Source organism: Streptococcus dysgalactiae subsp. dysgalactiae (assembly GCF_900459225.1).
Lineage (GTDB): Bacteria > Bacillota > Bacilli > Lactobacillales > Streptococcaceae > Streptococcus > Streptococcus dysgalactiae.
Genome location: NZ_UHFH01000003.1, coordinates 765523 through 791992, shown reverse-complemented (window position 1 = coordinate 791992; position 26470 = coordinate 765523). Strand labels below are relative to the sequence as shown.

Below are 26470 nucleotides of genomic sequence, written 5' to 3'. Positions count from 1 at the left end.
CCACTTCATAAGCGGAGCGTTGACACGCGGTACCATCCGTTTTTATCTGATGTTATCAGACCTTAATTAATTGTCTCTAGCTGAGTGAATTCCTAATAGTTCCCTTCAGAAGGCTTCCAGTCACGGCCCTCACTCCCTGTTAATTTCCCTATTAGTACTAGTCTCATAGACACTTATTCAATTAGCTCTATTCTATCAAAAAAAGTGCTTAGTGACAATCCTAAATCATGGATTTTTAGTCTAGGGATTGATGGCAATCTGTCCTGTTCGATAATCAACCGTCAGCCCTGCTTGGACATTTGGAACAAACACGTTAAATGCTAAACTCCCATCGGCAGATTTGGCCTCTAACTGGCTACCACTGGCTAAGAGATTATCACCATCATAAAGCAAGGTAACACGATAACGGACCCTTTTACCCTTATCCAATGCACGACGTACTAAGCCTTCATAGTAATTTTGACCTGTCGAATAGGGTTTATCTGCTTGATTGGCCCAACTTAGTTGAGTGGCAATATTATCAGGATTACTGGTAGAAGCATCAAAACCTTTCAGTCCACCAACTAAAGCATAACCTAGCAAATGTCCTCTATCAACTGCATGATCATAATTTCCTTTTAAGTGATGTAATTGGTGCCAACCAGCAGGCTTGAAGGTACGATAAGCATTGTCCGTTTGATAGCGATTCCGATACTGTCGTGTCGACTTAGTAAGTAAGGCATTAGCTCTAGTAGGAACCTTTTGTCCTTGAACCCATTTGGTTTCATTATTGGCATAGGGCAGACTGGCTACGCTTGCGGTTAAATCTGTTTTGTTCCTGTTGATAATATAGGCGCCTGCTCCATTCCATTCAATATCGGAAGCTAATTGTTCCTTAATGGATTTGGTTAAGACAGAAGCGGATAGGGCTTCTGTGGGAACCTCACTATGGACTTCTTTTGATTCTGATGATGATTCACCCTTATCTCCCAAAACGGTACGATAAATTTGCTTAATAGGGTGATTGCTAGCTATGAAATCACTCTTAGCAAGGTAACTAGACCCCAACACTAACAAAATCAATAAGAAGGAATTAAGCACCCTTTTTTGTTTTTTCCTTATTAACATACTTCCTCTCAAATGCTATAAAAAGTAGGCAAAGCCTACTTTCCAGTAAATTTATTCACTAACTCTGCCCACTTATCTAAAGATAAGATAGACCAAGGATTTCCCCCATCGCCCATAAAGCTGTAACCTACCATTAGACCAAAAGCTAAAAATAAGCAAGCTAACAAAGCAATTCCTAAGATGAGCAATAACTGTCTTACAACATATCTCCAACCACTTGTCATAAACTAGTCCTCGCTTATACGGTGGATTGAAGCCCCCAGTTTAGCCAATTTCTCATGAAATTGATAATAACCACGGTCCAAGTGGGTCAGCTTGGTAACAGTTGTTGTGCCTTGGGCAACCATTCCTGTCAAAATAAGAGCAGCGCTAGCTCGTAAATCTGTTGACATGACCGGTGCTCCTTGTAATTCTTGACCCCCATGAATCATGGCAGTATCCCTTAGAATTTCAGATTGTAAGCCCATGCGTCGCATTTCTTCTAAGTGTTGAAAACGATTCTCAAAGACTGTCTCAACCATAGTGGATTCACCTTTGACCACAGCCATAAGGGCCGTAAATTGTGCTTGCATATCTGTTGGAAAGCCTGGATGAGGTAAGGTTTTAACTGATACAGGTTTAAGTTTGCTCGTATCAGCTTGCACACGAATACCTTTTTCTTCTTCTGTAACCGAAACCCCCATTTCTATTAACTTCGAAATGAGAGGACGATTATGTTCCCAAACTGCATCTTTGACCAAGATATTTCCTGATGTCATAGCCGCTGCAACCATAAAAGTACCTGCTTCAATACGGTCTTGAACCACATCGTGCTCCACCCCATGAAGATTTGTGACTCCCGTGATTGTCAGGGTCTCTGTACCAGCACCACGAACCTTAGCTCCCATTTTATTTAGAAACTGAGCCAAATCCACAATTTCTGGCTCGCGAGCTGCGTTTTCAATCACCGTCACGCCTTCAGCCAAACTAGCAGCCATCATTAAGTTTTGAGTAGCACCAACAGATGGGAAATCCATGTAGATAGTTGCTCCTTTTAAGCGTTTTGCTTGAGCGGTAATATCTCCACCTTTTTGAGTAATCTTTGCCCCCATGGCTTCTAGACCTTTTAAGTGCAAATCGATTGGCCTACTACCAATTGTACAACCACCTGGCATAGACACTTTGGCATGGCCATTACGCGCCAAAATAGGTCCTAAAACAACAATAGAGGCACGCATTTGGCTCACGTACTCATAAGGGGCTTCATCTAAAATGTTTCCTGAAGCATCAACTGTGATTTCGTTAGCTGCCTCATTAAATTCAACGGTAATATCTAAACCACGCACCACATGATTCATAGTAAAAACATCAGAAAGAATAGGAACATTTCTGAGAATTGTTTTCCCTTCTGAAGGTAAGATAGTTGCTGCTAGCAAAGGAAGAACTGCATTTTTAGCTCCCTCAATAACTACTTCTCCTTCTAACCGTGTCTGACCACCTTCAATGATTATTTTATCCACAATCTTCTCCCATATCTATCTCATAGTTGTTGTCATATTATACCATATATCTTTTGCTGACATCCTAGCGGAACTCAAAAAAGAGAGTTTGGCTAATCTGAATTAATTCTAACATAAAATGGCTCACCAAATACCCTAGGGCAATAGCCACTAGAAATACAAAAAGACGCAGCTTGCCAAGATTTTCTGGGTGGTGATGACTAAACTTTGTCCAGTCAATCACGCTAATCAGTAGTTGGTAACTGAGACCAATAAAAAATAAATGGCATAAAAAGGTAATAATTTTCATTAGTGATTCCATAAACCTATTATAACATACCATTTTGATCCGTCCAACTAAGCAAGAACGTCCATACATAAAAGCTCAAAGTATAATGGAGTCTCTTGTTAATTATGGCTCTTTTTCTGGATGTCACCTCTAAACAGTGGTCTAATAAGCAGTACCTCTATAAAGAGATGGTTTCTAATCCCTTACAGTCCCAATAAAAAAAGAGTTCTCTTACACATTTCTTTGGCCATAATAACTTGCCGCGAGAAAAGAATAAGGTTAAACTCTCGAAAAAGGATGTCATAAAGATTGAGGAAGGATAAGCCATAGCTTGGATCCCTTCCCTCTTTATTAACAGCTTTTATTTTTTACTAACGTTGATACGATTCAAAGCGCGGCGCAAGGCAACCTTAGCACGACGAACCTCATCAATATTATGGGTTGTTTCAGCCTGTGCAATTTCACGTTCTGCTCTTAGTTTTGCTCGCTCTGCTCGGCTGACATCGATATCACGGTCACGTTCTGCAGAATCAGCGACAATGGTAACCACATTATCCTTGATTTCAATAATACCACCATTGATTGCAATCCAGTCCACTTTTTCATCTTCACCACCTCGGCGAATTTTCATTTCATGAACTTGCAAAGGTGCAATTAAATTGATGTGATTAGGTAAAATCCCCATCTCCCCATCTGGTGTTGTTACAGAAATAAATTTAGCATGGTGATCATATTTGATTCCATCTGGCGTTACCACTTGAACAGTCATTTGTGTCATGGCATCACCTCATTAAAAGCCCATTTTTTCGGCTTTTTTAATCACATCCTCGATTGGACCAACTGAACGGAAGGCGTCTTCTGGAAGATCATCGTATTTTCCTTCAAGAATTTCTCTAAAGCCGCGAACTGTATCAGCAACTGGCACGTAAGAACCAGGAAGACCTGTAAATTGTTCAGCAACATTAAAGTTTTGTGATAAGAAGAACTGGATACGACGCGCACGTCCAACCAATGTTTTTTCTTCATCTGATAATTCATCCATCCCCAAAATAGCGATGATGTCTTGTAATTCACGGTAGCGCTGAAGCACACGTTGAACTTCTGTTGCCACAGCATAGTGCTCTTCGCCAACAATTTCAGGTGATAAGGCCCGTGAACTTGAAGCCAATGGGTCAACCGCAGGGTAGATCCCCATTTGAGTCAATTTACGCTCAAGGTTAGTTGTTGAATCCAAGTGAGCAAATGCAGTTGCTGGCGCTGGGTCAGTATAGTCATCGGCTGGCACATAAATCGCTTGGATAGAAGTAACAGATCCTTTTTGAGTTGACGTAATACGTTCTTGCAATTGTCCCATTTCAGTAGCAAGGGTCGGTTGGTAACCAACAGCAGAAGGCATACGGCCTAAGAGGGCTGATACTTCTGAACCTGCCTGAGTGAAACGGAAGATATTATCAATAAAGAGCAAAACATCTTGGCCTTCTACATCACGGAAATACTCAGCAATGGTTAAACCAGTAAGGGCTACACGCATACGTGCCCCAGGCGGCTCATTCATCTGACCAAAAACCATGGCAGTTTTCTCAATAACGCCTGATTCTTTCATTTCCCAGTAAAGGTCATTTCCTTCACGTGTTCGCTCACCAACACCGGTAAATACTGAAATACCTCCGTGTTCTTGGGCGATATTGTGGATTAATTCTTGGATAAGGACAGTCTTACCAACTCCGGCACCCCCGAAAAGTCCAACTTTACCACCTTTAAGGTAAGGGGCAAGAAGGTCAATTACCTTGATACCAGTTTCAAGAATTTCTGATGATGTTGATAATTCATCAAACGATGGTGCTTTTTTATGGATTGGCTGACGGTCAACGTCTTCTGCAAATGGTTCTTCCAAGTCAATGGTTTCTCCAAGTACATTAAAGACGCGTCCCAAAGTTTCTTTACCTACTGGTACACTAATCGCACGACCAGTGTCAAGAACTTCTAACCCACGTGTAAGCCCATCAGTTGATTCCATAGCGATTGTTCGCACCATACCGTCACCAAGTTCCAGAGCAACTTCAAGGACGATTTTTTGCTTTTTATCACTATCTTTATAAACAATCAATGCATTATTAATCTCTGGAAGTTTGTCCCCACTAGCAAACATAACGTCTACTACTGGACCAACAACCTGAGCAATTTTGCCTGAGCTCATTCATTTCTCCTTATATTCGATAGTAAGGGATTGCTTAGTTTTACTAACCTAGCTCATTCTAAAAACCGCAAGTGATTTTAAAAAGGAATCCCATAAGTAATTTTATCTCGATTGATAAAATTGAATGCTGACAATAACCTAATCGCTAGTCAGCGTCATTTTTTATTCTAGTGCATTTGCTCCTGCAACAATCTCAGTGATTTCTTGTGTAATTGCTGCTTGACGAGCTCGGTTATATTGGATGGTTAAATCGTTAATGACATTCTTAGCGTTATCAGTTGCTGTCTGCATGGCAGTCATACCTGCTGCATGTTCAGCCGTTTTAGCATCAATAATAGCCCCATAAATTAAACTTTCTGTGAATTGAGGTAATAATTGATCTAAAATATCATGACGATTAGGTTCCAATTCAAACCCAGTAACACCTTCTTCTGCTGCTTCATCAGCAACCAAGTCAGAAATTGGCAACATCTGTTGAACACGGACTTGGCTAGTTAAGCTATTCACATGGTGATTGTAACAGACATATAACTCATCAAAAATCTCATTGACAAACATGCCAACGGATTGTGAAATGATTTGTCTCACTTGTTCAAAACTTGGTTGATCCGCAAGTCCACGAAGTTCAAAAGCCATATTCATTCCTCTTGCTTTGAAGAAGTCTGAACCCACACTACCAATAGAAATGATTTCATAGTCACCATCAGCGTGGTACTCCGTAATCATATCCATAACAGATTTCAAGATTTTTGAATTGTAACCCCCAACAAGTCCTTTATCAGACGTGATGACAATATAGCCTGTTTTTTTGACAGGACGAGACACCAACATCGGATTATCAGATCCTATGGTTAATTCTGATTTCAATAAATCTGTGGTAATCTGGCGAATTTTTGAGGCATAAATTTGAAAATCACGAGCTGCTTGCTCAGATTTAACAAGTTTTGCAGAAGAAACCATACGCATGGCACTAGTGATTTTACTTGTTTTCTCAGTTGAAATAATTTTAGCTTTAATTTCACTTAGAGAGCCTGCCATACTAGTATCCTCCCTCTATTACTTAAACTTTGATTGATCTTTAAACGCTTTAATAGCCGCATCAAGGTCAGCTTCTTCAGGAAGGTCTTTTGTGGTACGGATAGTTTCAAATAAGTTATTGTAATGAACATCGAAGTAGTCGTAAAGAGCTTCTTCAAAGGCCAAAATATCATCTACTGGAACATCATCCAAGAAGCCATGGGTAAGGGCATAAAGAATAACGACTTGCTTTTCAATAGGCAATGGTTTATGCAATGGTTGCTTCAAGATTTCAACCGTACGGCGACCACGATTAAGTTTTGCTTGTGTTGCAGCATCAAGGTCCGAACCAAATTGGGTAAAGGCTTCTAGCTCACGATAGGAAGCCAAATCCAAACGAAGAGTACCAGCAACCTTTTTCATCGCTTTAATTTGAGCTGAACCACCTACACGTGAGACAGATGATCCTGCATCAATCGCTGGACGAATTCCTGAATTAAAGAGGTTCTCTTGCAGGAAGATTTGTCCGTCTGTAATCGAAATAACGTTAGTCGCAATATATGCAGAGATATCTCCGGCCTGTGTTTCGATAAATGGTAGAGCTGTGATAGAACCTCCACCTAAATCATCAGAGACTTTTGCAGAGCGTTCCAAAAGACGGCTATGCAAGTAGAAAACATCCCCTGGGTAAGCTTCACGACCTGGTGGACGACGAAGCAAGAGAGACAATTCACGATAAGCCACCGCTTGTTTTGATAAATCATCATAGACAATCAAGACATGCTTGCCTTGGTACATAAATTCTTCAGCCATGGCAACACCCGCATAAGGAGCGATAAAGAGCAATGGTGATGGTTGTGAGGCTGACGCTGTCACAACAATAGTATAATCCAAGGCACCGTAACGGCGAAGGGTTTCAACTTGTGTACGAACGGTTGATTCTTTTTGACCAATAGCCACATAGATACAAATCATGTCTTGACCTTTTTGGTTCAAAATCGCATCAATAGCTACGGATGTTTTTCCTGTTTGACGGTCTCCGATAATCAACTCACGTTGCCCACGACCAATTGGAACCAAAGCATCAATTGCTTTTAATCCAGTTTGTAATGGTTCCGAAACGGATTTACGCTGCATAACACCAGGAGCTGGCGTCTCGACTGGTCTAAAGCCAGTTGTTTCAATATCTCCCAAGCCATCAACTGGCTGTCCAAGTGGGTTTACCACACGTCCAATGAGAGCTTCACCAACTGGTACTTCCATGATTTTACCGGTACGTTTAACCACATCTCCTTCACGGATTGTTGAAAAATCACCAAGGATAATGATACCCACATCATTTGACTCAAGGTTTTGAGCCATCCCGTAGGCACCATTTTCAAATTCAAGAAGTTCACCACTCATGGCATTATCTAATCCACGGGCACGTGCAATACCGTCACCAATATAGGTAACGATCCCAGTTTCTGTGACATCGAAATTTGGCTGGAAGTTCTCAATTTGCTTTTTAATTAAAGCGCTAATTTCTTGTGCATTAATTGCCAAAAGTCACACCACTTTCTATTTTAAATTCATTTTAAATGCTTGTAATTGACGACGAATACTGGTATCAATTACTTTATTATTGACGCTGATAATAAATCCTCCAATAAGCGAAGGATCCACTTTTTCAATTAAACGACCTGCTGTTACAGCAAATTTCTTTGCTACAACTGCACGAACACGGCTTTTTTGCTCCTCAGTCAAAGGTATTGATGAGGTAACGGTCACATCATACTGATTTGAGACGGCCGCCATCTCCTTCAAAACTGCTTGAAGGATAGGATACAAGTAAGCCTCACGTTCATTTTGTAAAATGAGGTCTAAGAAATTATTCATGTAAATAGAATTATTTCCCTTTAATAAGGTTACCAGTTTCATTTTTTCAGCATGTGGAACAGCCAGGCTTGATAAACTATGTTCAAGATTCGTTGCTTCAAACGTCTCTAAAATTGCAAGCACATCAGCCTTTAAGGCATCAAGAGAATGATGTTCACTTGCTACCTCGACAAGACTTTTTGCATATTGCTCAATAAGAGCCTGTTCTTTTTTGGTCATTAAGCTTCTCCTAAGTCATCAAGATAACTATCAATAAGCTGGCTTTGCGCCGCCTTATCAAGATTAGCTCCCATAATTTTTTCCGCTAAAAGAACCGTTAAATCAGACATTTCTGTTTTGACTGCTGAGATAGCGTCTGATTTGCTTTGTTCAATATCTGTCAACGCTTTTTCTTTCAAGCGTTTTGTTTCAGCAGTAGCTGCTGCTACCAATTTATCACCTTGTAATTGACCAATTTCTTTGGCATCACTGATGATTTTACTTGCTTCTGAACGACTAGCGTCTAAGTTAGCTTGACTTTCTGCCTCTAACTGTTGAGCGCTTAAGCGTGATTGCTCAGCCTGATCAATATCTCGAGAAATTTGTTGTGAGCGTGTCTGTAAAATCGATTCAATTGCACCCCAAGCGAATTTTTTGATCAAGAGTAACAAGACGATTACAGAACCTGTTACTAGAATAAAATTCCCAACGAGTTCACCAAATGTGATTGACATTCGTTTGTTCTCCTTCCTTATTCTTCTGATTCATTGACTTTCTTTCCTAGATAGGTCGCTGTCAGTTTTGTGAAAACGAAAGCCTGTATGCAGGAAATAAAGACTGAAAAGGCTGTCCACGCCATATTGACTAGGAAAGCAATTGGCCACCAATAAACTCGATAATTTGCCAGTTGAACAATCAAACCTGTAACAACTTCCCCGGCAAAGATATTACCGAATAACCTAATGGCAAGTGATAAGAAATTTGTGAACTCTTCTAATAAATTCATCGGAGTCATTGGCCACGGCGTAGCCAAACGTTTCAAATGGGCAACCAAGCCACGACGTCTAACCCCTTCAATATGTACCATTAAGGTAATAAAAAGAGATAGAGCAAGGTCAAAAGCCAGATTGGCTGTTGGCGAGGTCCATAGGTTATAGCCATTAACTGTCTCTAGTTTAGTAAATAATCCTAAATTATTAGCGACAGCCACAAAGAGAAAAATGGTGAACAGTAAGAGTGAATAAGATTTTTGTAGGTTATGATCTAAGTGCTCTTCTCCAATACCATCCACAAAACTGATTAAATATTCTAAAGCAGTTTGCTTCCCTTCTGGTTTCAATTTCATTTGGCGACTTGCCCAAAAAACAAAGGCAAAGACAATCGCAATTGTGACAATACAAACAGCAAGTAGGGTCAAATTAAAGGTTACTGGACCAAGCTTTAGCATAGGTATTTTAGCTTCTTCCATCTAACACCCTCCTTTTCTATTATAAAATAGGCTGTTATTTAAGAATGAAGGCCATAACAAGGGTAACGAAGAAAGTACCTTCGATAAAGGCAACACCTAAGATCATTAACGAACGTAATTGACCAATGATTTCTGGTTGGCGAGACGCTGCTTTGAAAAGATTTGCCATCAAGAAACCTTCAGCAAGAGAAACACCAAAACAGGCCAAAGCCAATGCGAAAATAGGATTCATAGTAGAATACTCCTTAAAATTTTTTTTACTTTGCTATTCTATTCCTTAAAATTAAGAATGTCAACAGATTTCTTTAGTCTGGGTACGCTTTCTTAGACTAATACTAACCTTTTTACAAAAACAGAAAAAAAGGTTGGGATTTTCTTTCAAAAAATAGAAACACACTTCTATTATAACAAAAAGGTTGGGATATTCCAAAACCCCCAACCAGCAAAAAAACGGCTTTCGCCGTCTCTCTGGTCTTATCATATTTTTGATAACGAATTAAATAACTGTTCCCAAACTGTGATACAAATCCACGTAAGCCAAGCTAGCTGTCTCCCACGAAAAATCATGTGTCATGGCATTTTGTTGTAGCATTTTCCAATCCTCTGGATGATGGCGATAAGCATCCAAAGCAAACAAGAGGGTCTTCAGCATCCAAAAACCTGAAAAGTGATTAAAACCAAATCCAGTTCCTGTTTTATCAAAGGAATTGTAAGGAATAACCGTATCCTTTAATCCTCCAATTTCATGGACAACTGGAACCGTCCCGTAGCGCATAGCCATCATTTGTGACAACCCACAAGGTTCAAAGGCACTTGGCATTAAGAAAAGATCGCAGGCAGCATAAATCTGTTGCGCTAATCCTAAATCAAAGGTAATGTTAGCTGAAAGCTTCTCTGGGTAAACCTGTGCAAACCACCTGAAAGCGTCCTCGTAATCCTTATAACCTGTCCCAAGAACAACTAGTTGAACATCTTGATGAAGTAGATTATCCAACTCCTGCACCACCAAGTCAAAGCCTTTTTGGTCAGTCAATCGTGAGACAATCCCAATGAGTGGAACCTCATCGCGTACAGGAAGATTCAATCTTTTTTGTAAAGCCTTTTTATTGGCTGATTTTCCAGATAAATCGGCTACTGAAAAGGGAGCGACTAAGTGGGGGTCTGTCTCAGGATTGAGCACTTCTGTGTCAATGCCATTAACAATTCCTATTAATTTCCCCGATTCCATCCGCATCAACTGATCCAAACCTTTTCCAAACTCAGGAGTTTGGATTTCACCGGCATAAGATGGGGATACAGTCGTTACGCGATCTGCATATAACACCCCAGCTTTCATCCAATTGAGGCAATTGTTCCACCGCAGAGTCCCATCCTCATATCGCTCTGCTCCAACACCAAATAGGTCTCCTAACATTCCTGGGTCAAATTGACCTTGAAATTCAATATTATGAATAGTGAAAACTGTTTTAATCTTTCGATAAGCCTCGATCCAATGATATTTTTCTTTTAATAGGAAAGGAATCATTGCTGTATGGTAATCATGCACATGCAAAACTTCTGGAATTGCATCAAGTCTCTCCAGCGCCTCAATTGCGGCTAGCTGAAAATAAGCAAATCGTTCACCATCGTCCCAGTCACCATAAACTTTTCCTCTAAAGAAATAATATTGGTTATCTATAAAATAAAAGGTCACTTGGTCTTTCATAATCTTCTTGAGACCAACGTATTGACGGCGCCAACCTACTTGTGTGTAAAAATACAACACGTCTTCCACTTGATCGCCAAATTTTTGGTCAATGGTATCATAGTAAGGCAAAATAACGGAGACCTCATGACCATTTTTGACCAGGGATTTAGGCAAGGCACCAATCACATCACCTAGACCACCCGTTTTGGCAAAAGGAGCTCCCTCTGCCGCCACAAACATTATTTTCATCTTATCATATCCTCAATAACCTTAGTTCCTTTAGCGACCACCATTGGTTCTTCTTGTGTTCCTTTAATGGTAACACCAGGTGTCACTTCCACTAATTTGTCAATAATAGCATTCTCAATAATGGCTCCTTCACCGATAATGGCTTTAGGTGACAAAATACTATTTTTAACCCGCGCTCCAACCTCGATGTGGCAGTTACGCGACACAATAGAATGCTCCACATATCCCTTAATAATGCTTCCTGATGCAAACTGTGAATTTTTCACCTCTGACGTTTGATCAAAATAAGTCGATTCCTCATTCTTCACACGAGTGTAGACTTTTTGATTGGCATAAAGAAGCGAATAGAATTTTTGGGGGTCAAGCATGTCCATATTAGCATCGAAGTAAGATTTGACCGAGTGAATATTGGCTAAGTAGCCAGTGTATTCAAATCCCAAAGCTCCTTCTGAAACGGTTAACTCACGAAGTAAAAAACGTAACTTTTGAGGTTTTTCTTTTTGAGCTTCTTTCTCCATCTGTTCAATCAACCAAGGGGTATCAATAATGTAAATACCCGCTGACATTTTTTCGATATCTTGATCGCTCGGAATCTGGCGCCTATTGATAACGGTGTCTGTCTCATCAATATCTAAAATATCGTTGGCTTTTGAGATGGCATCAGTTGGCATTTTTTTGTAGACCACTGTAAGAGGTCGTTGATTAACTGCATGCAGATGAATAACTTGATTTAGTTCGATATTACATAATATATCACAACTCATATAAATGGTTTGGTCTGATCCAGAACGTTTGAGGTAGGTTAAGATATTATCATAATAATCTTTATCTGCTTCTTGAGAATCTTCTGCAGTGTTATAAAAACCTAAAAAATAGTGGCTCAATAAAGAGTTTAATCCCCATTCTCTACCAGACCTAATATGGTCAAAGACAGAACGGATATTTTCCCCACGAAAAATACCATAAATACTTCTCACCCCTGCATTAGCAAGGTTGGATAACTGAAAATCGATGAGACGGTATTTCCCATCAAACGGTAAGTTTGCCAAGGGTCTTGAATCTGTCAATCCCTTCATTTCGGCAAAGCCAATTGAACTTCCCAAAATGGCTGTGTATTTGTCAATCTTCATTTGAAACCCCCACTACTTCATTGTAACCAACAACTTGCACATCCTCAGTCCCATCTATCACAACACCGTCACCAATGACGGCACCTTCTCCAATAATAGCACGTGTGATTTTGGTACCCTCTCCAATAATAACGTCACTCATGATAAAGGAATCTTTGACTTGAGCACCTTTTTTCACCTGAACATTGGTTGATAAAATAGAATGCTCAACCTTTCCTGATACAAAACTACCATCAACCACAAGCGAATTCGAAACATCTGCTTCTTCAGTGATAAAGTTTGGTGGTGCAATATGGTTCTTAGAGTAAATCTTCCATGAGCGGTCACGACTGTCCAGAGCATTTTCTTCTCCGATATATTCCATATTGGCTTCCCACAAGGATTCGATGGTTCCTACATCTTTCCAGTAACCTTTAAAGTTATAACTGTAAACCCTCTCACCTGTCTCTAGATAGGAGGGAATCACATTTTGGCCGAAGTCAGACATGTCAATATTATTTTTTTCAGCATCAACCAACATGGTTCTTAGACGTTTCCAGTTAAAAATGTAAATCCCCATAGAGGCCTTGGTTGATTTGGGGTGAGCGGGTTTCTCTTCAAATTCCACAATACGATCACTGGTATCCGTGTTCATAATACCAAAGCGGCTGGCTTCTTTTAGAGGCACATCAATGACAGCGACTGATAAGCTGGCCATGTTGTCTTTGTGTTTTTGAAGCATGTCATCATAGTCCATCTTATAAATATGATCTCCAGATAAGATAAGGACATAGTCAGGATCAATACTATCGATGTAATCAATGTTTTGATAGATGGCATGACTGGTTCCTTGGAACCAACGATTACCTTCTGTTGCTGAGTAAGGTTGTAAAATGGTAGCACCAGCATTAATGCCGTCAAGGCCCCAAGATGACCCATTCCCAATATGGTTATTAAGAGCTAACGGTTGATACTGGGTAATGACACCAACATGGTGAATCCCTGAATTAGCACAATTTGACAAGGCAAAATCGATGATACGATAGCGACCCCCAAATTGCACTGCTGGTTTAGCAATACTTTGTGTTAATTTTCCTAAACGAGTTCCTTGACCACCGGCCAAGATAAGAGCTAACATTTCATTCTTCATTTAGATATCCTTTCATGACTAACATCACCTAACATGTCAAAGAGACTTTTGGATAAGCTTCCTTTCTTCCCTTCATCTCTTAATACGACATTAATGATAAAAAGAGGAGAGTTATTCTGACATTTCCTAGTCTTTTTGACGACGCTTAACCTTCCAGATACTTGCTCCCAATGCTGGTAAAGTGAAAGAGAGGGTTTGATGATACTCTTTCCATTGTGCTTGTACTGTTTTAGTAATAGGATTGTGTTCTTTCCAAACACCTCCATACGCTTCCATTTCAGTATTGAAAACTTCTTCATAGATTCCTGCGACTGGAACACCTACAGTAAAACCTGGTCGTTCAACAGGCGTCATGTTAAAGACACACAACAACAGTTCACCTTTATTGTTGAGGCGACAGAAAGATAAAACCGATTCTTGTTTGTTATCAGCATCAATGATATCAATACCGTCATACGTCTCATCATTTTGCCAAAGCATGTTATGATCTTTATAAAACTGATTTAACTCAGCTGTAAACCGTTGTAGTTTGGCATTAAAGTGATCTTCCAAACCATGCCATTCTAGTTGATCATTGTACTTCCACTCTAAAAATTGACCAAATTCAGAGCCCATAAATAGTAATTTTTTACCTGGATGACACATTTGATAAGTGTAGAGATTTCGCAAACCTGCAAACTGATTATAGCGATTTCCCCACATCTTATGCATCATACTCTTCTTACCATGCACTACTTCGTCATGAGAAAATGGCAGAATATAGCGTTCATTGAAACAATACACAAAACTAAAAGTCAAGAGGTTGAAATCAAATTGCCGGTAATAAGGGTCTTCTTCATAGAACCTCAAAATATCATTCATCCAACCCATGTTCCATTTGTAATCAAACCCTAGTCCACCCTCTTCAATAGGACTGGTAATCGGTGTTGCTGAAGAGGATTCCTCTGCGATCATCATGACATCTGGGTGTTTTTCTTTTATCACCCGATTCAATTTTTGAAGAAAGGCAACCCCTTCAAGATTTTGGTTTCCACCATGAATATTAGGTGTCCATGGCCCTTGATCATAATCTAAATACAACATGTTGCTAACCGCATCTACTCGGATACCATCAATATGATAAGTTTCTAACCAAAATAAGGCACTGGAGATTAAGAAAGACTGCACCTGATTTTTACCTAAATCAAAGTTCAAAGCCCCCCAGCCATAATTCCGCGCTCGATGATGATCTTGATACTCAAAGGTTGGCGTTCCATCAAAGTAAGCTAAAGCATCATCATTTTGTGTAAAATGTCCTGGTACCCAGTCGACAATAACGCCAATATTATTAAGGTGACAAGCTTCGACAAAGTCCTGGAAATCCTCTGGGCTACCAAAGGTCGAATCAAAAGCAAAATACCCCATCAGTTGGTATCCCCAGCTCATGTCCAAAGGATGCGTCATGACGGGAAGAAATTCCACATGAGTATAATGCATCTTTTTGAGATAAGGAATCAGCTCTTCTTTCAAGCGAGACATGTCATATGGCTTTCCAGTTTCATCCTTTTTCCAGGAATTAGCGTGGACCTCATAGATGTTAACAGGTCTTTCTCTAAACCCAAAGCGTTTCCTTCGCCCCATCCACAAACTATCTCGCCATTTTTTATCTGGTAATGTTTTAACAACAGCTCCTGTCCCTGGCCTAGCTTCAAACAAGACAGCAAGAGGATCAATTTTCTCGACAACATGACCACCTTGCCGTTTAACCAGATATTTGTAAATATCCCCTTCTTTAGCTAATGGTGTGGTCACTTCCCAAACACCCGCCTCATGCCTAAACATGCTTAAAGGGTTAGCTTTCCAGTCAGTAAAATCGCCTATTAGACTCACTTCTTCTGCATTCGGAGCCCACACCCTAAAAACGTAAGCAGTTTTATAATCTATGTCAACCCGGTGAACACCCAAGTAATCTTGCAACTGGTTATTCTCCCCGGTGCCAAATGTGTAAAGCGCTAACTCATTGTCCATTTCATCACCCTCTTTTAATCCTCACTCTTTTTAAACCTCTATTTTCAGGTTCATCCCAGACAAGATTATGCCTCAAGAAAACAAAAATAACCTGAGAAACCTCAGGTTATTCTGTAATATCAAGGATCATCGCTGTCAAAGGATTGAGTAACAACTCCCTTTTTTGAAAGCGCTTGTCATTTGTTTCAATTATATCATGCTCGACACATGATTGCAAGCGTTTGCCAGAAGTTGTGAAAATAACCTTGTATTTTCTTTTATCATCCACTGTGAAGCTGATAAAACCAGTACCTTTATCCGCTTTTTCAATATAGACATGACGACGAATTTCTTCGAAACTTGGATATGAAAACAGATGGGTTTTTGTTTTCAAAAAAATTAATTTTTTCATAAAAGCAACGGTTTCTTTTTCTAGAGTGACCTGTCTCCAGTCAATTTGATTTACCTGATCTGGAGCGTTATAAGAATTCATAGCTCTTTCTTTGTCTGCATGGGTGAGTTCTCCTTGTTCTCCTGTCGGATATAATTTAGTTCTTAGAAACTCCTGACCAATCTGCATAAAACACATGCCCTGCATCAAGATATTCATGGCAGAAGCTAGCTGGATACGACGAGTATGTTCTTCTTGATTATCAGTTGGATTGAGCGCCCAAAAGAGGTCATTCAAGTTGTAGTTGTCATGAGCTTCTACATAGTTCACTACCTGACTAGGACTTAAATAGTGGACCAATTCATCACTCCCCAAAATAGACTTGGCAACACAATCTTCGGTAGCTGCACCAGAGGCAAAACCTTCCTCAAATGTCCCATAGATTTCTGCGCCTTTAACCGCGTTACGCTGATCGTCATTAAAGAAACCAATTCCTGGCATCTTGTAAGCATTATCTTTTTTAGCTTTTTGTTCAGGAGCTAACCCTACTCCCATATCCCATCCTTCTCCAAAAACAAGAATTCTTGGGTCAATTTTATCTAATTCCCGTCTGATAAGATTCATGGTTTCAATATCATGCAAGCCCATTAAATCAAAACGAAAACCGTCAATATTAAATTCTTTGGTCCAATATAAAATAGAATCAAGCATGTACTTACGGTACATTTCCTTTTCACTAGCCGTCTCATTACCACATCCCGACCCATTTTGGAAGGTTCCGTTGGGATTCATCCGGTAATAATAATCAGGAACAGCTAGTTGGAATGCTGAGTCCCTAGATGAAAAGGTATGGTTATAGACCACATCCATGATGACATTAATACCAGCATCGTGATAAGCTTGAATCACTTCTTTTAATTCTAAAATACGTGTCGCAGGTTCGTGAGGATTGCTGGTAAAACTCGCATCAGGCACATTATAATTTTCAGGATCATATCCCCAGTTATAGGCATATTCCCCACTGTCTTCAATGATTTGATGATGGTCAAAAAGAGGTTGCAACTGAATATGAGTTATCCCTAATGACGTGACATAATCAAAACAAGTCTTGTCCCCAAATTCGTTACGCGTTCCTTTTTCAATCAATCCTTTAAATTTACCACGATGTAATGGACTGACACCTGAAGTCTCAGATTTTGAGAAGTCTCGCACATGCATTTCATAGATAACAGCTTGATTAGGATTGTCTAGTCTCCACGTTGCTTCTTTGCCCTGTTTGACTTCAAAACCTTCTGGCTTTAGCTGGTTAGGGGCAATCACAATGGAGCGACGACCATTAGCCGTTGTTGCAATGGCATAAGGGTCTCGTGTATCTCTAAAGGTCCGTTTACGGTAATACACTCGATAACGATAGGCCTGATAGTTATAGTCTCCTTCTAAACATAACTCCCACACTCCGTGAGTATTTTTAGAATGATCTTCAGGATTACTGACATGGCCGCGAATCATAGGAACAACTCTCTCTACGCTCGCTCGTTCAGCCGTTGAATCATATAAAATCAGATCAACTCGTTCAGCAGTCGGAGCCCATAAGCGAAAGGTCGTCTGATTCTCCTGGTAACGAAAACCAAGCCATCCATTAAATCCCCAACGCTTATCGAAAGCTTTGCTGTTAACTGCCATATCAAACGAATGAGCCATTCTACGCCCATACGAACGACTAGCAACTGCAGCTTGCCTTGAATAATAAACAGTGTCATCACCGTCCACTAGCCAAACTTCTGTTTTTGGAACACCATAGTCACGGTCAATACGATAATCAATCGTTTTGTGCTGCCACAATTGATCTTTTACAATCACATAAGCATGGCTTAAAAAGTAAGGAGCCGGATAACTTAACTGAGCTACTGCACCAAAACTATCAAATCGAGAGAAGTAGGCATCTTTTCCCCATTTCCCATCTTGCCACTGCCACAAACTTAAATTAAAGTAGTTTCCTTGACGACTATGATAATGAACGGTAATGGCATTATCTATCACTTCCTTTATTCCTCCAGTTCTTGTTCTAAATCTTCTACTTCATGCGCAAATTTCTTCACCATCTCCTCAATTTCCAATTCTTCTTGGTCCAGTACCAAGGCATCATCAGAAATCAAATCAGTATCTGCAAAGAATGTAATATGGTTTTTCAGATTTTCAAGTGTGATTGGGGCATCGCCACCATATTCTCCATCTAAATTGATCATCATGCGCTTATCTGATTGAGGTTCAATTACTATTTTACTCGTTTTGATGTATTCCACACGACGATCCGTAATGTGTTTGCCGCCATCTAGAACTAAACGCAAAAGGTGTACAATCTCAAAAAGATTAGCCGTTTTGATTAAAATCAAAGTAAACATGCCATCATCAAGCTTAGCATCAGGAGCAATCATTTCAAAGCCACCTACAGAATTGGTAATGGCTGCAAAAATCATGGACACTTGACCTTCAAAAACGCCCTGATCGTGGGTAATTTTAACAGGAACATTGCTAACACGTGGCAATAATTCAACACCCTTAGCAAGATAGGCTAAATAGCCAAACATGGTTTTTAACTGACTAGGAACGCTATAAGTCAATTCAGTCAAACTTCCTGCTGCCGCAATATTGATAAAATAGGTATCTTTCTTAGCCCTACCAATATCCATTTGAATGGTTTGGTTTTTTCCAATGAGTTTGGCCGCCTGACTAGGGTTCCCTCTTGGAACTTTCAAAGCTCTCGCAAAATCATTGGTTGTTCCTGTTGGGATAATAGCCATCTTGGGACGCTTTTTCAGTGGCGCAATCCCATTGACTACCTCATTGATGGTACCGTCTCCTCCAGCAGCAATCAGTAAATCAAATCCAGCTTTCGCAGCTCTTCTGGCTTCATTTAAAGCAGAATGTTTTTCTGCTGTCGTCTGAAAGGCAGAGGTTTCATACCCAAACCCTTCCAAAATATCTAAGACCTCAGGAACACTCTTTTTCATCATTTCTTGTCCTGATGTCGGGTTATAAATGAGACGTGCTCTCATTTGTTTTTTCATACAATACCTCTCCTAAAGCTGCTCTAGCCACTCTTCACCTTCGATTCGAATGCCTAAAGCCTGCGCTTTCTCCAACTTAGACCCTGCATCACTTCCAGCAATCACCAAGTCCGTTTTCTTAGACACACTGCCAGTCACTTTAGCACCTAAGGTTTCTAATTTTGCTTTTGCATCGTTGCGAGTCATTTTCTCCAACTTGCCCGTTAAAACAACCGTTAAGCCAAATAATTCTGCATTACTATCAATCTTCTGTCCTAAATAAGCTAAGTTAACTCCAGCATTCTTTAGTTCTTCTACTAAAAGAATGGCAGAAGCTTGTTGAAAATATTGAACCAATGATTTAGCAATCACCATGCCCAGACCATCAATAGTCGCAATGTCTTCTTCTCTCACCGTTAAAAGATGCTCAATGTTTCCGCAAGTTTCCAAAATTAAACGGCTGGCCTTAGCACCAATGTGACGAATACCTAAACCAAATAACAATTTCTCGGCTGAATTTGATTTGGATGTTTCAATAGCTGCTAGCAATTTTTCGGCCGACTTTTCTTTAATACCATCTAGATGCAGAAGATCTTCCTTAGTGAGCTTGTAAATATCTGCCACATCGTGAACAAGCCCTGCTAAAAAGAGTTTTTCCACAACAGCAGGCCCAAGTCCAGCAATATTCATGGCATTTCGACTGGCAAAATGTTCCAACCCTCGCTGAATCAAACTCGGACACAAAGGATTGATACAGCGTAGAGCTACTTCATCCTCAAAATGCACCAAATCACTCTGACAAGATGGGCATTGACTTGGAATCCACATAGGCACCTGTTCCTGACGCTTGTCAGAAACCACGCGCAAGACAGCAGGAATGATATCCCCAGCTTTATAGATAATTACGGTATCTCCAATTCGAATATCTTTTTCCGCAATATAATCGACGTTATGCAAGGTAGCTCTGCTGACCGTTGTTCCAGCTAATTGAACTGATGTCAAGTTTGCTGTTGGGGTAACCACACCTGTTCGACCAACTGTCCAGTCAACCGAAAGGATTTCTGCCTCTTTTTCTTCTGCTGGAAACTTGTAGGCAATCGCCCAACGTGGCGCTTTAACCGTAAATCCCAACTCTTCTTGCATGGCTAAGTTATTCACTTTGATGACAATACCGTCAATATCATAAGCCAATTGCTCGCGTTCTGCCTCCACAGTTTGAATAAAATTCCAAATCTCATCCATAGAGGATGATAGATGGTAACGCTGATTAACTGAGAAACCCAAATCAGCTAATGCTTTCAAGACATGATCTTGCTGACTTCTGGTTGTGGGACTAGCTTCTTGGTAGAGAAAAGTAGCCAATTGACGCTTGGCCACTACCGCCGTATCTAATTGCCTCAAGGTACCCGCAGCAGCATTTCTAGGATTGGCAAATTCTGTTTCACCGTTTTCCTGTCTCTCTTCATTAATTGCTTTAAACGATTGCCGAGACATGTAGGCCTCTCCTCGAACAGTTATGGTCAGGGGTTGAGGCAATACTTGAGGGATATCTTTAATCTGTTTAAGATTCTCTGTAATGTTTTCACCAATACTACCATCTCCGCGGGTAGCTCCCACCTGTAATTGGCCATTTTCATAACTTAAAGAGATGGATAAACCGTCGATTTTTAACTCTGCTAGATAAGTGGCATCAGGAAATTCCGATTTAACCCGCTTGTCAAAGGCATCTAATTCCTCACGCGAAAAAGCATCCTGCAAACTAAATAGTGGATACTGGTGCTGGTATTTGTCAAAACCGGTGAGAAGGGTTCCTCCGACATTCTGAGTTGGGCTATCTTGTAAGACATGCTCAGGGTATTGGTTTTCAAGCTCCACTAGCTCACGATAAAGCTTATCGTACTCACTATCAGAAACAGAAGGGGAATCATTGGTATAGTATTCTTGACGGTAACGGTTAAGCAATTCCGTCACTTCTCTTATGCGTTTTTTCATACTCTTATTTTATCATAAAAGATTAAAAATAAGCTATTTCCTAATCAGAAGAAAATAAAAAGGACAGCTGTAAAATCCAGCAACTGTCCAAGTACCTATTTTCTAAAAAGTGTAGGAGCCTCTCTCACTCCGGTTATGAATATTCGTTAATGAAAAGACATACGCTTAGCTAGCTTATCAATAATCAGAGAACCGATGAGCAGCGATGCCAATTCCCCCATAGCCGTTGTAAACCAGGTCAATAGGAAGGGTGCACCAAAGAAAGAAAGCTCAATAGCAACGGTCACCATGGAAGCGGCAAAAAAGAAAGAAAAGTAAAATAACGCCTTGTTAACAAGACCATTAAATAGATAGTCTTTGTGGTACTTCCTAAAGAGAACGACACCCAACGTCACAAAAATAAGGGTTGAGCCACCGCCAACAAAGACATCAATAAGTCCGAAACTGTAAAAGTTTGCAATCATACACCCTAGAGTCACTGCAATGATATACTTGCGATGGTAAAAAGCAAGGAAATTCAACATTTCAGATACCCTAAACTGATACATTCCATAAGAAATGGCATTCAGAGGAGGCGTAATGGTCAATACCACATAGAGAGCAGCCACTAAAGCAATGTGAACGTAGTCACGCACTGTTAATTTTGTCATTTTTTCTCCTTTAACGTCAAAGCAGTTAGTCAAACCTAACTCTTTACGTGTCTAATATGCTTGGTGAAAGGGAACTAAGCACCAAGGGTTGCTAAACAACGGTTACATTGTACCACAAAAAGGCCAACTTTACAAAAATACTAAATACTCCTGCGACTTGTAACAAAGGGACATGTTTACCTTCTCGATTCCTTTCATACAGACTAACTGAATACTTTTAGTGTCATGATTTTCTCTTTTATTAGATAAATTATTTGGCTGAAAAGTAAAAGGACCTGAGACTGAACTGCACCCCAAAAGTTAGACAACAAATCTAACTTTTGGGGTGTTTTTCTATGAAATTAAGTTATGAAGATAAAATTGAAATCTATCGCTTACGACAATCTGGTTGGACATGGCCTAAAATCAGTCAAACATTTAATATGAGTAAGTATAACCTTCAATACATGGTCCGCCTTATTGATATACACGGATTGGAAAGTGTTTGTAAAAGGAAAAATAGGTATTATTCTCCTGAACTAAAGCAGGAAATCATAAACGAAGTTCTGATGAAAGGTAGGTCTCAGCTAGAGGTTTCTCTAGATTATGGATTACCAAACAAGGGAATGCTTCCTAATTGGATAGCGCAATACAAGAAAAACGGGTATACTATTCTTGAGAAATCAAGAGGGAGACCTGTAAAGATGGGACGCAAACCAAAGAGAAAACTTGAAGAAATGACTGAATTAGAGCGTCTTCAATATGATAATGAGTACCTTAGAGCGGAGAATGCCGTACTAAAAAAGTTGAGAGAACTCCGATTGAGGGTCGAAGCAAGGCTCAAAGAGCAACAGAAATCATTCAAGGACTAATCAATGTATTTGATTTAAGAATCCTACTTAATATTTTGAAGCTGTCTCGATCAACCTACTATTATCAGGTTAAACGTCTAACTCAGGGAGATAACAACAAAGAATTAAAAGAAGCTATTCAAGATATTTATTCTGAGAACAAAGGGAGATATGGTTACCGTAGAATTCACCTCGAACTTAAAAATCGAGGCTATAAAGTTAATCATAAGAAAGTTCAACGTTTGATGACAGAACTTGGTTTGAAAGCTAGAATCCGTGCGAAACGTCGCTATAACTCTTATAAAGGTGAGGTTGGCAAGAAAGCTGATAATCTCATTAAGCGTCAATTTAAAGCTACCCAACCACTTAAGAAGTGTTATACCGATGTCACAGAGTTTTCAATTCCTGCTAGTGATCAAAAATTGTATCTATCACCAGTTCTTGATGGCTTTAACAGTGAGATTATTGCATATCATTTATCTACCTCGCCAAACTTACAACAACTTAAAACGATGCTTTCCGAGGCTTTTCCTGAACAAACTTACCAGGGCACTATTTTACATAGTGACCAAGGATGGCAATATCAACACACTTACTACCATCATTTTCTTGAGGTGCATGGAATGAGACCGTCCATGTCGCGTAAAGGAAATAGCTTAGATAACGGCATGATGGAATCTTTTTTTGGAACATTGAAGACAGAAATGTTTTATGGGTTTGAGAAGGAATTTACTTCCCTCGAAACATTAAAAACAGCTATTTCAGAATATATCAACTACTACAACACTAAACGAATCAAACTTACATTAAAAGGACTAAGTCCTGTGCAATACAGAACTCAATCCTTAACTTAAAATATAATGTCCAACTTTTGGGGGTCACTTCAGACTTTACTCAGGTCCTTTACCCCACTAGGGATTTTAAAATTGTTTTGTGCTTATTGTCTTTCTTGGCCTTTTCTAAACAACTTAACAGAAGCAAACAGGCTAGTCATTCCTAAGATAGTCATCACAATCCCAGCTTTTTCACCTGCTTTTGGCAAAGCCTTCTCTGAGGATGCTTTTTGAGCTGCCGCAAGTGGTTTAGCTGTTACTACCTTTTTCTGCTCAGTAGCAGTCGGAGCTTGTTTACCTTCCTCTATAACTGCATCTGCGGCTTTTTTAAAGGATAATTGAAGCAACAATGGATCGTGATCAGAAGCACGGCCATGAATTTCCATAAACGGTGAATTCACATGCACCATGTCAAATTCATACTGACCAAGCAGATTACGAGATACCAGCATGTTATCGAGGGTTTGGTTGTTTCCTTGGTAGAAATAAGAATAACGATCTGCTAAATCATGTCTGCTGACCAAGTTAGCCATATCCCCTTCTTCAATCAACTGAATCGTTTTTGTGAATTCATAATCGTTAAAGTCACCTAACATCACAATATTTGCCTGATGAGTTGCTCCTTCTTTGGCAAATTTAGCCAGCATATTAGCTAAAACATGGCGTCTTTCTTCAGATTTGAAGGTAACAGGTTGCACACGTCCATAAAGAGCATTGTCCCCACGCTTAGAGTTCAAATGGTTTGCCACCACAATAACTTTATTTCCTTGGAAAACAAATTCTGCTGCTAGTGATTTACGGACATCTTTCCAAGCAGGATTAGTTGGATCAATTCGACCAACACTGAGGTTTAACTCCCCATTTACCCATGATAGAGCATCCTTAGCCCCACCTTTTGGTTTATCAGACAAACTAACACGATCTGGCTGATAGAGGAAACCTGTCCGAATATTCCCACCAGGTTGACCACCGTCAACATTATTTTCTGGAGCAATATCAACATAACGATAAGTTGGGCCCCCAAGTTTTTGAATAGCATCAATCAAGCGTTGAGCACTTTGAGTAGCATCTGTAGTACCATCATCGGTTGGGCCGTTATTATCTTGTACCTCAATTAGACCAATGATATCAGGTGCATTCAAATCGTGAATAAAGGATTCAGCAATACGTTTAACTTTCTCATCCTTGGTTGAAGATGGGTTTGCTGAGAAGTTCTCAATATTATAAGATGCAATACTTAATTTGCTTAGGTCTTTTTGCAAATGTGTTTTTTCAGGTGCAAGGTGACCATCTATTAAGACAGGCATCTTTTGGCTATCATCAACAAAAACCTTGTAATTACCATAACTGTATGAGACTGGCCCAGCTAATCTTCCCTTGTAAGAATCACCAGATTTGATAGTTTGCTTACCTTTTTTGAAAAGTACAGGAATCACATCGGTATTGTAACTGGTTGCAGGCAACAATACACCACCTGAATTGTTCAAAACTCTCGTGCTAGAACCAGGTAAAACATAGATTTCTTTATTTTTCATTGGACCAAGGATTTTCGCATCGTCGACAGCAACCAACATGCCTTCCATGGATTCCCAATAGTCAATAGCATCTTCTTGTGGGTCAAAGACACGTAAGCCATCATTATCAATGATATCAGCAGGTGCCACACGATCTTTACCTAACACAAGAGGGGCTGGTACTGGAGCTGTCCCTGTTTTGGTAACAGTTTTAGCCACAATTTGGGTAATTGTAAGGTCAGTTTGTTTACGTTCCTCATATCCACGACCAAAAAATTCTTCAACCTCTCCGGAAATCGTCAATACATCTCCGACAGCTACTTTGGCGCTTTTAGCAAAGACACGGATACCGTCTGAAGTGGCTACATTACCATCGCCGTTAAGATCTTGAACATAAAAATGAGTGGAATCATCTAAGTAAGTGACAACAACTTGTTCAACTGTTACAGCTTTTTTCAAAAGAGGCGAAGTATGATGAGTCCCTTGGATATCTCCAATTTTCACAACCTTGCCAACTGGCGTAGTGTCTTCTTTTCTGACAGCCTGTTTCACCACTTCAAATTGTTCCAAGGTAAATGGTTTTAATTGCAATTTCCCATCAAAAGTTGACAAAATAGCTGTCAAATTGATGACATCCCCCTGACCAATTTTAGCGACTAAGTCACTTGTTTTAATCCCCGTGCGATTGTCTAAACGAACTGCCACACTTTTACCATCGATATCTGTGACATTAAAAGAAGAGGTTTCGTATTTATCCGATGCTATTTCTCCTACAGTTACATTCGATAACTTAACTAGTGTTGATTGAGTTGCTTTTTCTAATTCGGGAATGGTTGTTTCTTTAACAGGGGTAGGAAGCTGCCCTTCTAATTTTTTATGGGCAGTAATTTTTTTCAACTGCAATTCACCCTTGAAATTAGTAAGTGTACCTGTCAGTTGAATAATGTCTCCACTGGCATAACCCAAATTTTTCTCAGGGTAAATGTAAAGTCCTGTGCCATTGCTATCTTGAATGTAAAAACCATTACCACCCCAGCCATTCACGACGCTGATAATTTTACCTGTAACCGTGTAAGGTTTTCCTTCAGGGCTTACTCGAACGTCTGAAATAGGCTGACTGCCATTAGCATCTGCCATTACTTCAGGATTCGCTGGGGTCTCTTCTTTAGCTGCTACAGTCGTATTGACTGAGTCAACTGGTGTTGTAGGAGCTGGTTGAGTAGTCTCGACAGGGGCTAGGGGAGTTGTTGCAGAACCATTATCTTCCACACCAGTGGCAACAGGTTCTTCTGATTTAGGGACAACCACCTCTTCAGCATAGACGGGATGCTGTTGCAGAGTAACCTCTTCAACAACAGTAGGAACAGCAACCAATGCTAATAATGACGCATAAGTGAAAAATTTCCTGTTTAACATAAAAACTCCTTTTATTTAGTACGTTTAATACACGCCTATTGTAACAAAATTGACAAGCAAAAGAAATACATTTTTGTATATTTTGTTACAAAAAGTTAGCATTACTAAAAATGTAATCGTTATCAATAACTTATTTTTCTTTGATTTATGTTAAAAAACAAACATTTTCCAGGTGTACTCTCACTTTTGGATAGAGCTTCTTA

The 26470-nt window shown here is 39.8% G+C and carries 22 protein-coding genes and 1 riboswitch; of the genes, 1 reads left to right on the top strand and 21 read right to left on the bottom strand.

The window, feature by feature from the left end; translation table 11 throughout:
• Positions 1 to 240: 240 nt before the first annotated feature.
• The 20 genes from DYD17_RS04330 to DYD17_RS04235 form a co-directional block, all read right to left on the bottom strand.
• Entirely contained in the window at positions 241 to 1107 is an 867-nt protein-coding gene (locus tag DYD17_RS04330) for a DNA/RNA non-specific endonuclease (RefSeq protein ID WP_037584927.1), read from the bottom strand.
• Positions 1108 to 1142: 35 nt separating this feature from the next.
• Entirely contained in the window at positions 1143 to 1331 is a 189-nt protein-coding gene (locus DYD17_RS04325; RefSeq protein ID WP_003050141.1) for a DNA-directed RNA polymerase subunit beta, read from the bottom strand.
• A gap of 3 nt (positions 1332 to 1334) precedes the next feature.
• On the bottom strand, positions 1335 to 2606 hold the full coding sequence (murA, locus tag DYD17_RS04320) for a UDP-N-acetylglucosamine 1-carboxyvinyltransferase (RefSeq protein WP_003050140.1): 1272 nt from the start codon (positions 2604 to 2606) through the stop codon (positions 1335 to 1337).
• A gap of 64 nt (positions 2607 to 2670) precedes the next feature.
• The gene (locus tag DYD17_RS04315) at positions 2671 to 2907 is read right to left on the bottom strand and encodes a DUF1146 family protein (RefSeq protein ID WP_277997757.1); all 237 of its coding nucleotides are present in this window, start codon (positions 2905 to 2907) and stop codon (positions 2671 to 2673) included.
• Between the two features lie 328 nt (positions 2908 to 3235).
• Positions 3236 to 3652 (bottom strand): F0F1 ATP synthase subunit epsilon, encoded by a 417-nt coding sequence (locus DYD17_RS04310; protein WP_003050138.1) that lies wholly within the window; start codon positions 3650 to 3652, stop codon positions 3236 to 3238.
• 12 nt (positions 3653 to 3664) lie between these two features.
• Complete coding sequence (gene atpD, locus DYD17_RS04305) at positions 3665 to 5071, bottom strand: F0F1 ATP synthase subunit beta (RefSeq protein ID WP_003050137.1); 1407 nt, start codon at positions 5069 to 5071, stop codon at positions 3665 to 3667.
• Positions 5072 to 5233: 162 nt separating this feature from the next.
• Positions 5234 to 6109 carry a F0F1 ATP synthase subunit gamma gene (locus DYD17_RS04300; RefSeq protein WP_003050136.1) on the bottom strand — a complete coding sequence of 292 codons (876 nt, stop codon included), beginning with the start codon at positions 6107 to 6109 and terminating at the stop codon, positions 5234 to 5236.
• 18 nt (positions 6110 to 6127) lie between these two features.
• A complete protein-coding gene (gene atpA / locus DYD17_RS04295) occupies positions 6128 to 7633 on the bottom strand; it encodes a F0F1 ATP synthase subunit alpha (protein ID WP_115252773.1) in 1506 nt (501 codons plus the stop codon).
• Positions 7634 to 7648: 15 nt separating this feature from the next.
• The gene (locus DYD17_RS04290; RefSeq protein ID WP_003050132.1) at positions 7649 to 8185 is read right to left on the bottom strand and encodes a F0F1 ATP synthase subunit delta; all 537 of its coding nucleotides are present in this window, start codon (positions 8183 to 8185) and stop codon (positions 7649 to 7651) included.
• The gene (gene atpF / locus DYD17_RS04285) at positions 8185 to 8679 is read right to left on the bottom strand and encodes a F0F1 ATP synthase subunit B (RefSeq protein WP_003050131.1); all 495 of its coding nucleotides are present in this window, start codon (positions 8677 to 8679) and stop codon (positions 8185 to 8187) included. Before atpF ends, DYD17_RS04290 begins: the two co-directional genes overlap by 1 nt.
• Positions 8680 to 8696: 17 nt before the next feature.
• Positions 8697 to 9413: a F0F1 ATP synthase subunit A gene (gene atpB / locus DYD17_RS04280; RefSeq protein ID WP_115252771.1), complete on the bottom strand. Its 717-nt coding sequence runs from the start codon at positions 9411 to 9413 to the stop codon at positions 8697 to 8699.
• Between the two features lie 34 nt (positions 9414 to 9447).
• Positions 9448 to 9645 (bottom strand): F0F1 ATP synthase subunit C, encoded by a 198-nt coding sequence (locus DYD17_RS04275; protein WP_002985249.1) that lies wholly within the window; start codon positions 9643 to 9645, stop codon positions 9448 to 9450.
• A gap of 264 nt (positions 9646 to 9909) precedes the next feature.
• A complete protein-coding gene (glgA, locus tag DYD17_RS04270) occupies positions 9910 to 11349 on the bottom strand; it encodes a glycogen synthase GlgA (protein WP_115252770.1) in 1440 nt (479 codons plus the stop codon).
• Positions 11346 to 12479 carry a glucose-1-phosphate adenylyltransferase subunit GlgD gene (gene glgD / locus DYD17_RS04265; RefSeq protein ID WP_115245756.1) on the bottom strand — a complete coding sequence of 378 codons (1134 nt, stop codon included), beginning with the start codon at positions 12477 to 12479 and terminating at the stop codon, positions 11346 to 11348. Before glgD ends, glgA begins: the two co-directional genes overlap by 4 nt.
• On the bottom strand, positions 12469 to 13608 hold the full coding sequence (locus DYD17_RS04260; RefSeq protein WP_115245755.1) for a glucose-1-phosphate adenylyltransferase: 1140 nt from the start codon (positions 13606 to 13608) through the stop codon (positions 12469 to 12471). The genes glgD and DYD17_RS04260 overlap by 11 nt, the downstream gene beginning before the upstream one ends.
• 126 nt (positions 13609 to 13734) lie before the next feature.
• Positions 13735 to 15615 carry a 1,4-alpha-glucan branching protein GlgB gene (glgB, locus tag DYD17_RS04255; protein WP_115252769.1) on the bottom strand — a complete coding sequence of 627 codons (1881 nt, stop codon included), beginning with the start codon at positions 15613 to 15615 and terminating at the stop codon, positions 13735 to 13737.
• A gap of 106 nt (positions 15616 to 15721) precedes the next feature.
• On the bottom strand, positions 15722 to 18022 hold the full coding sequence (gene pulA / locus DYD17_RS04250; RefSeq protein ID WP_174221709.1) for a type I pullulanase: 2301 nt from the start codon (positions 18020 to 18022) through the stop codon (positions 15722 to 15724).
• An 8-nt stretch (positions 18023 to 18030) separates the two neighbouring features.
• Entirely contained in the window at positions 18031 to 19053 is a 1023-nt protein-coding gene (locus DYD17_RS04245; RefSeq protein ID WP_003060188.1) for a diacylglycerol kinase family lipid kinase, read from the bottom strand.
• Positions 19054 to 19065: 12 nt separating this feature from the next.
• Positions 19066 to 21024 (bottom strand): NAD-dependent DNA ligase LigA, encoded by a 1959-nt coding sequence (ligA, locus tag DYD17_RS04240; RefSeq protein ID WP_115252767.1) that lies wholly within the window; start codon positions 21022 to 21024, stop codon positions 19066 to 19068.
• A 146-nt stretch (positions 21025 to 21170) separates the two neighbouring features.
• Entirely contained in the window at positions 21171 to 21674 is a 504-nt protein-coding gene (locus tag DYD17_RS04235; RefSeq protein WP_115252766.1) for a QueT transporter family protein, read from the bottom strand.
• Positions 21672 to 21791: riboswitch (PreQ1 riboswitch) on the bottom strand. Its footprint overlaps the gene before it by 3 nt.
• A 218-nt stretch (positions 21792 to 22009) precedes the next feature.
• Between DYD17_RS04235 and DYD17_RS04230 the strand changes: the two genes are divergently transcribed.
• Positions 22010 to 23358, top strand: a protein-coding gene (locus DYD17_RS04230) for an IS3 family transposase (protein WP_115252561.1) whose coding sequence is annotated in 2 segments (ribosomal slippage) — positions 22010 to 22451 and positions 22451 to 23358 — 1350 coding nt in all. Because the reading frame shifts where the segments join, the coding sequence is not laid out codon by codon here.
• 83 nt (positions 23359 to 23441) lie between these two features.
• On the opposite strand, the gene DYD17_RS04225 is transcribed toward DYD17_RS04230, so the two are convergent.
• Positions 23442 to 26267 (bottom strand): endonuclease/exonuclease/phosphatase family protein, encoded by a 2826-nt coding sequence (locus tag DYD17_RS04225; RefSeq protein ID WP_115252765.1) that lies wholly within the window; start codon positions 26265 to 26267, stop codon positions 23442 to 23444.
• Positions 26268 to 26470: the final 203 nt, after the last annotated feature.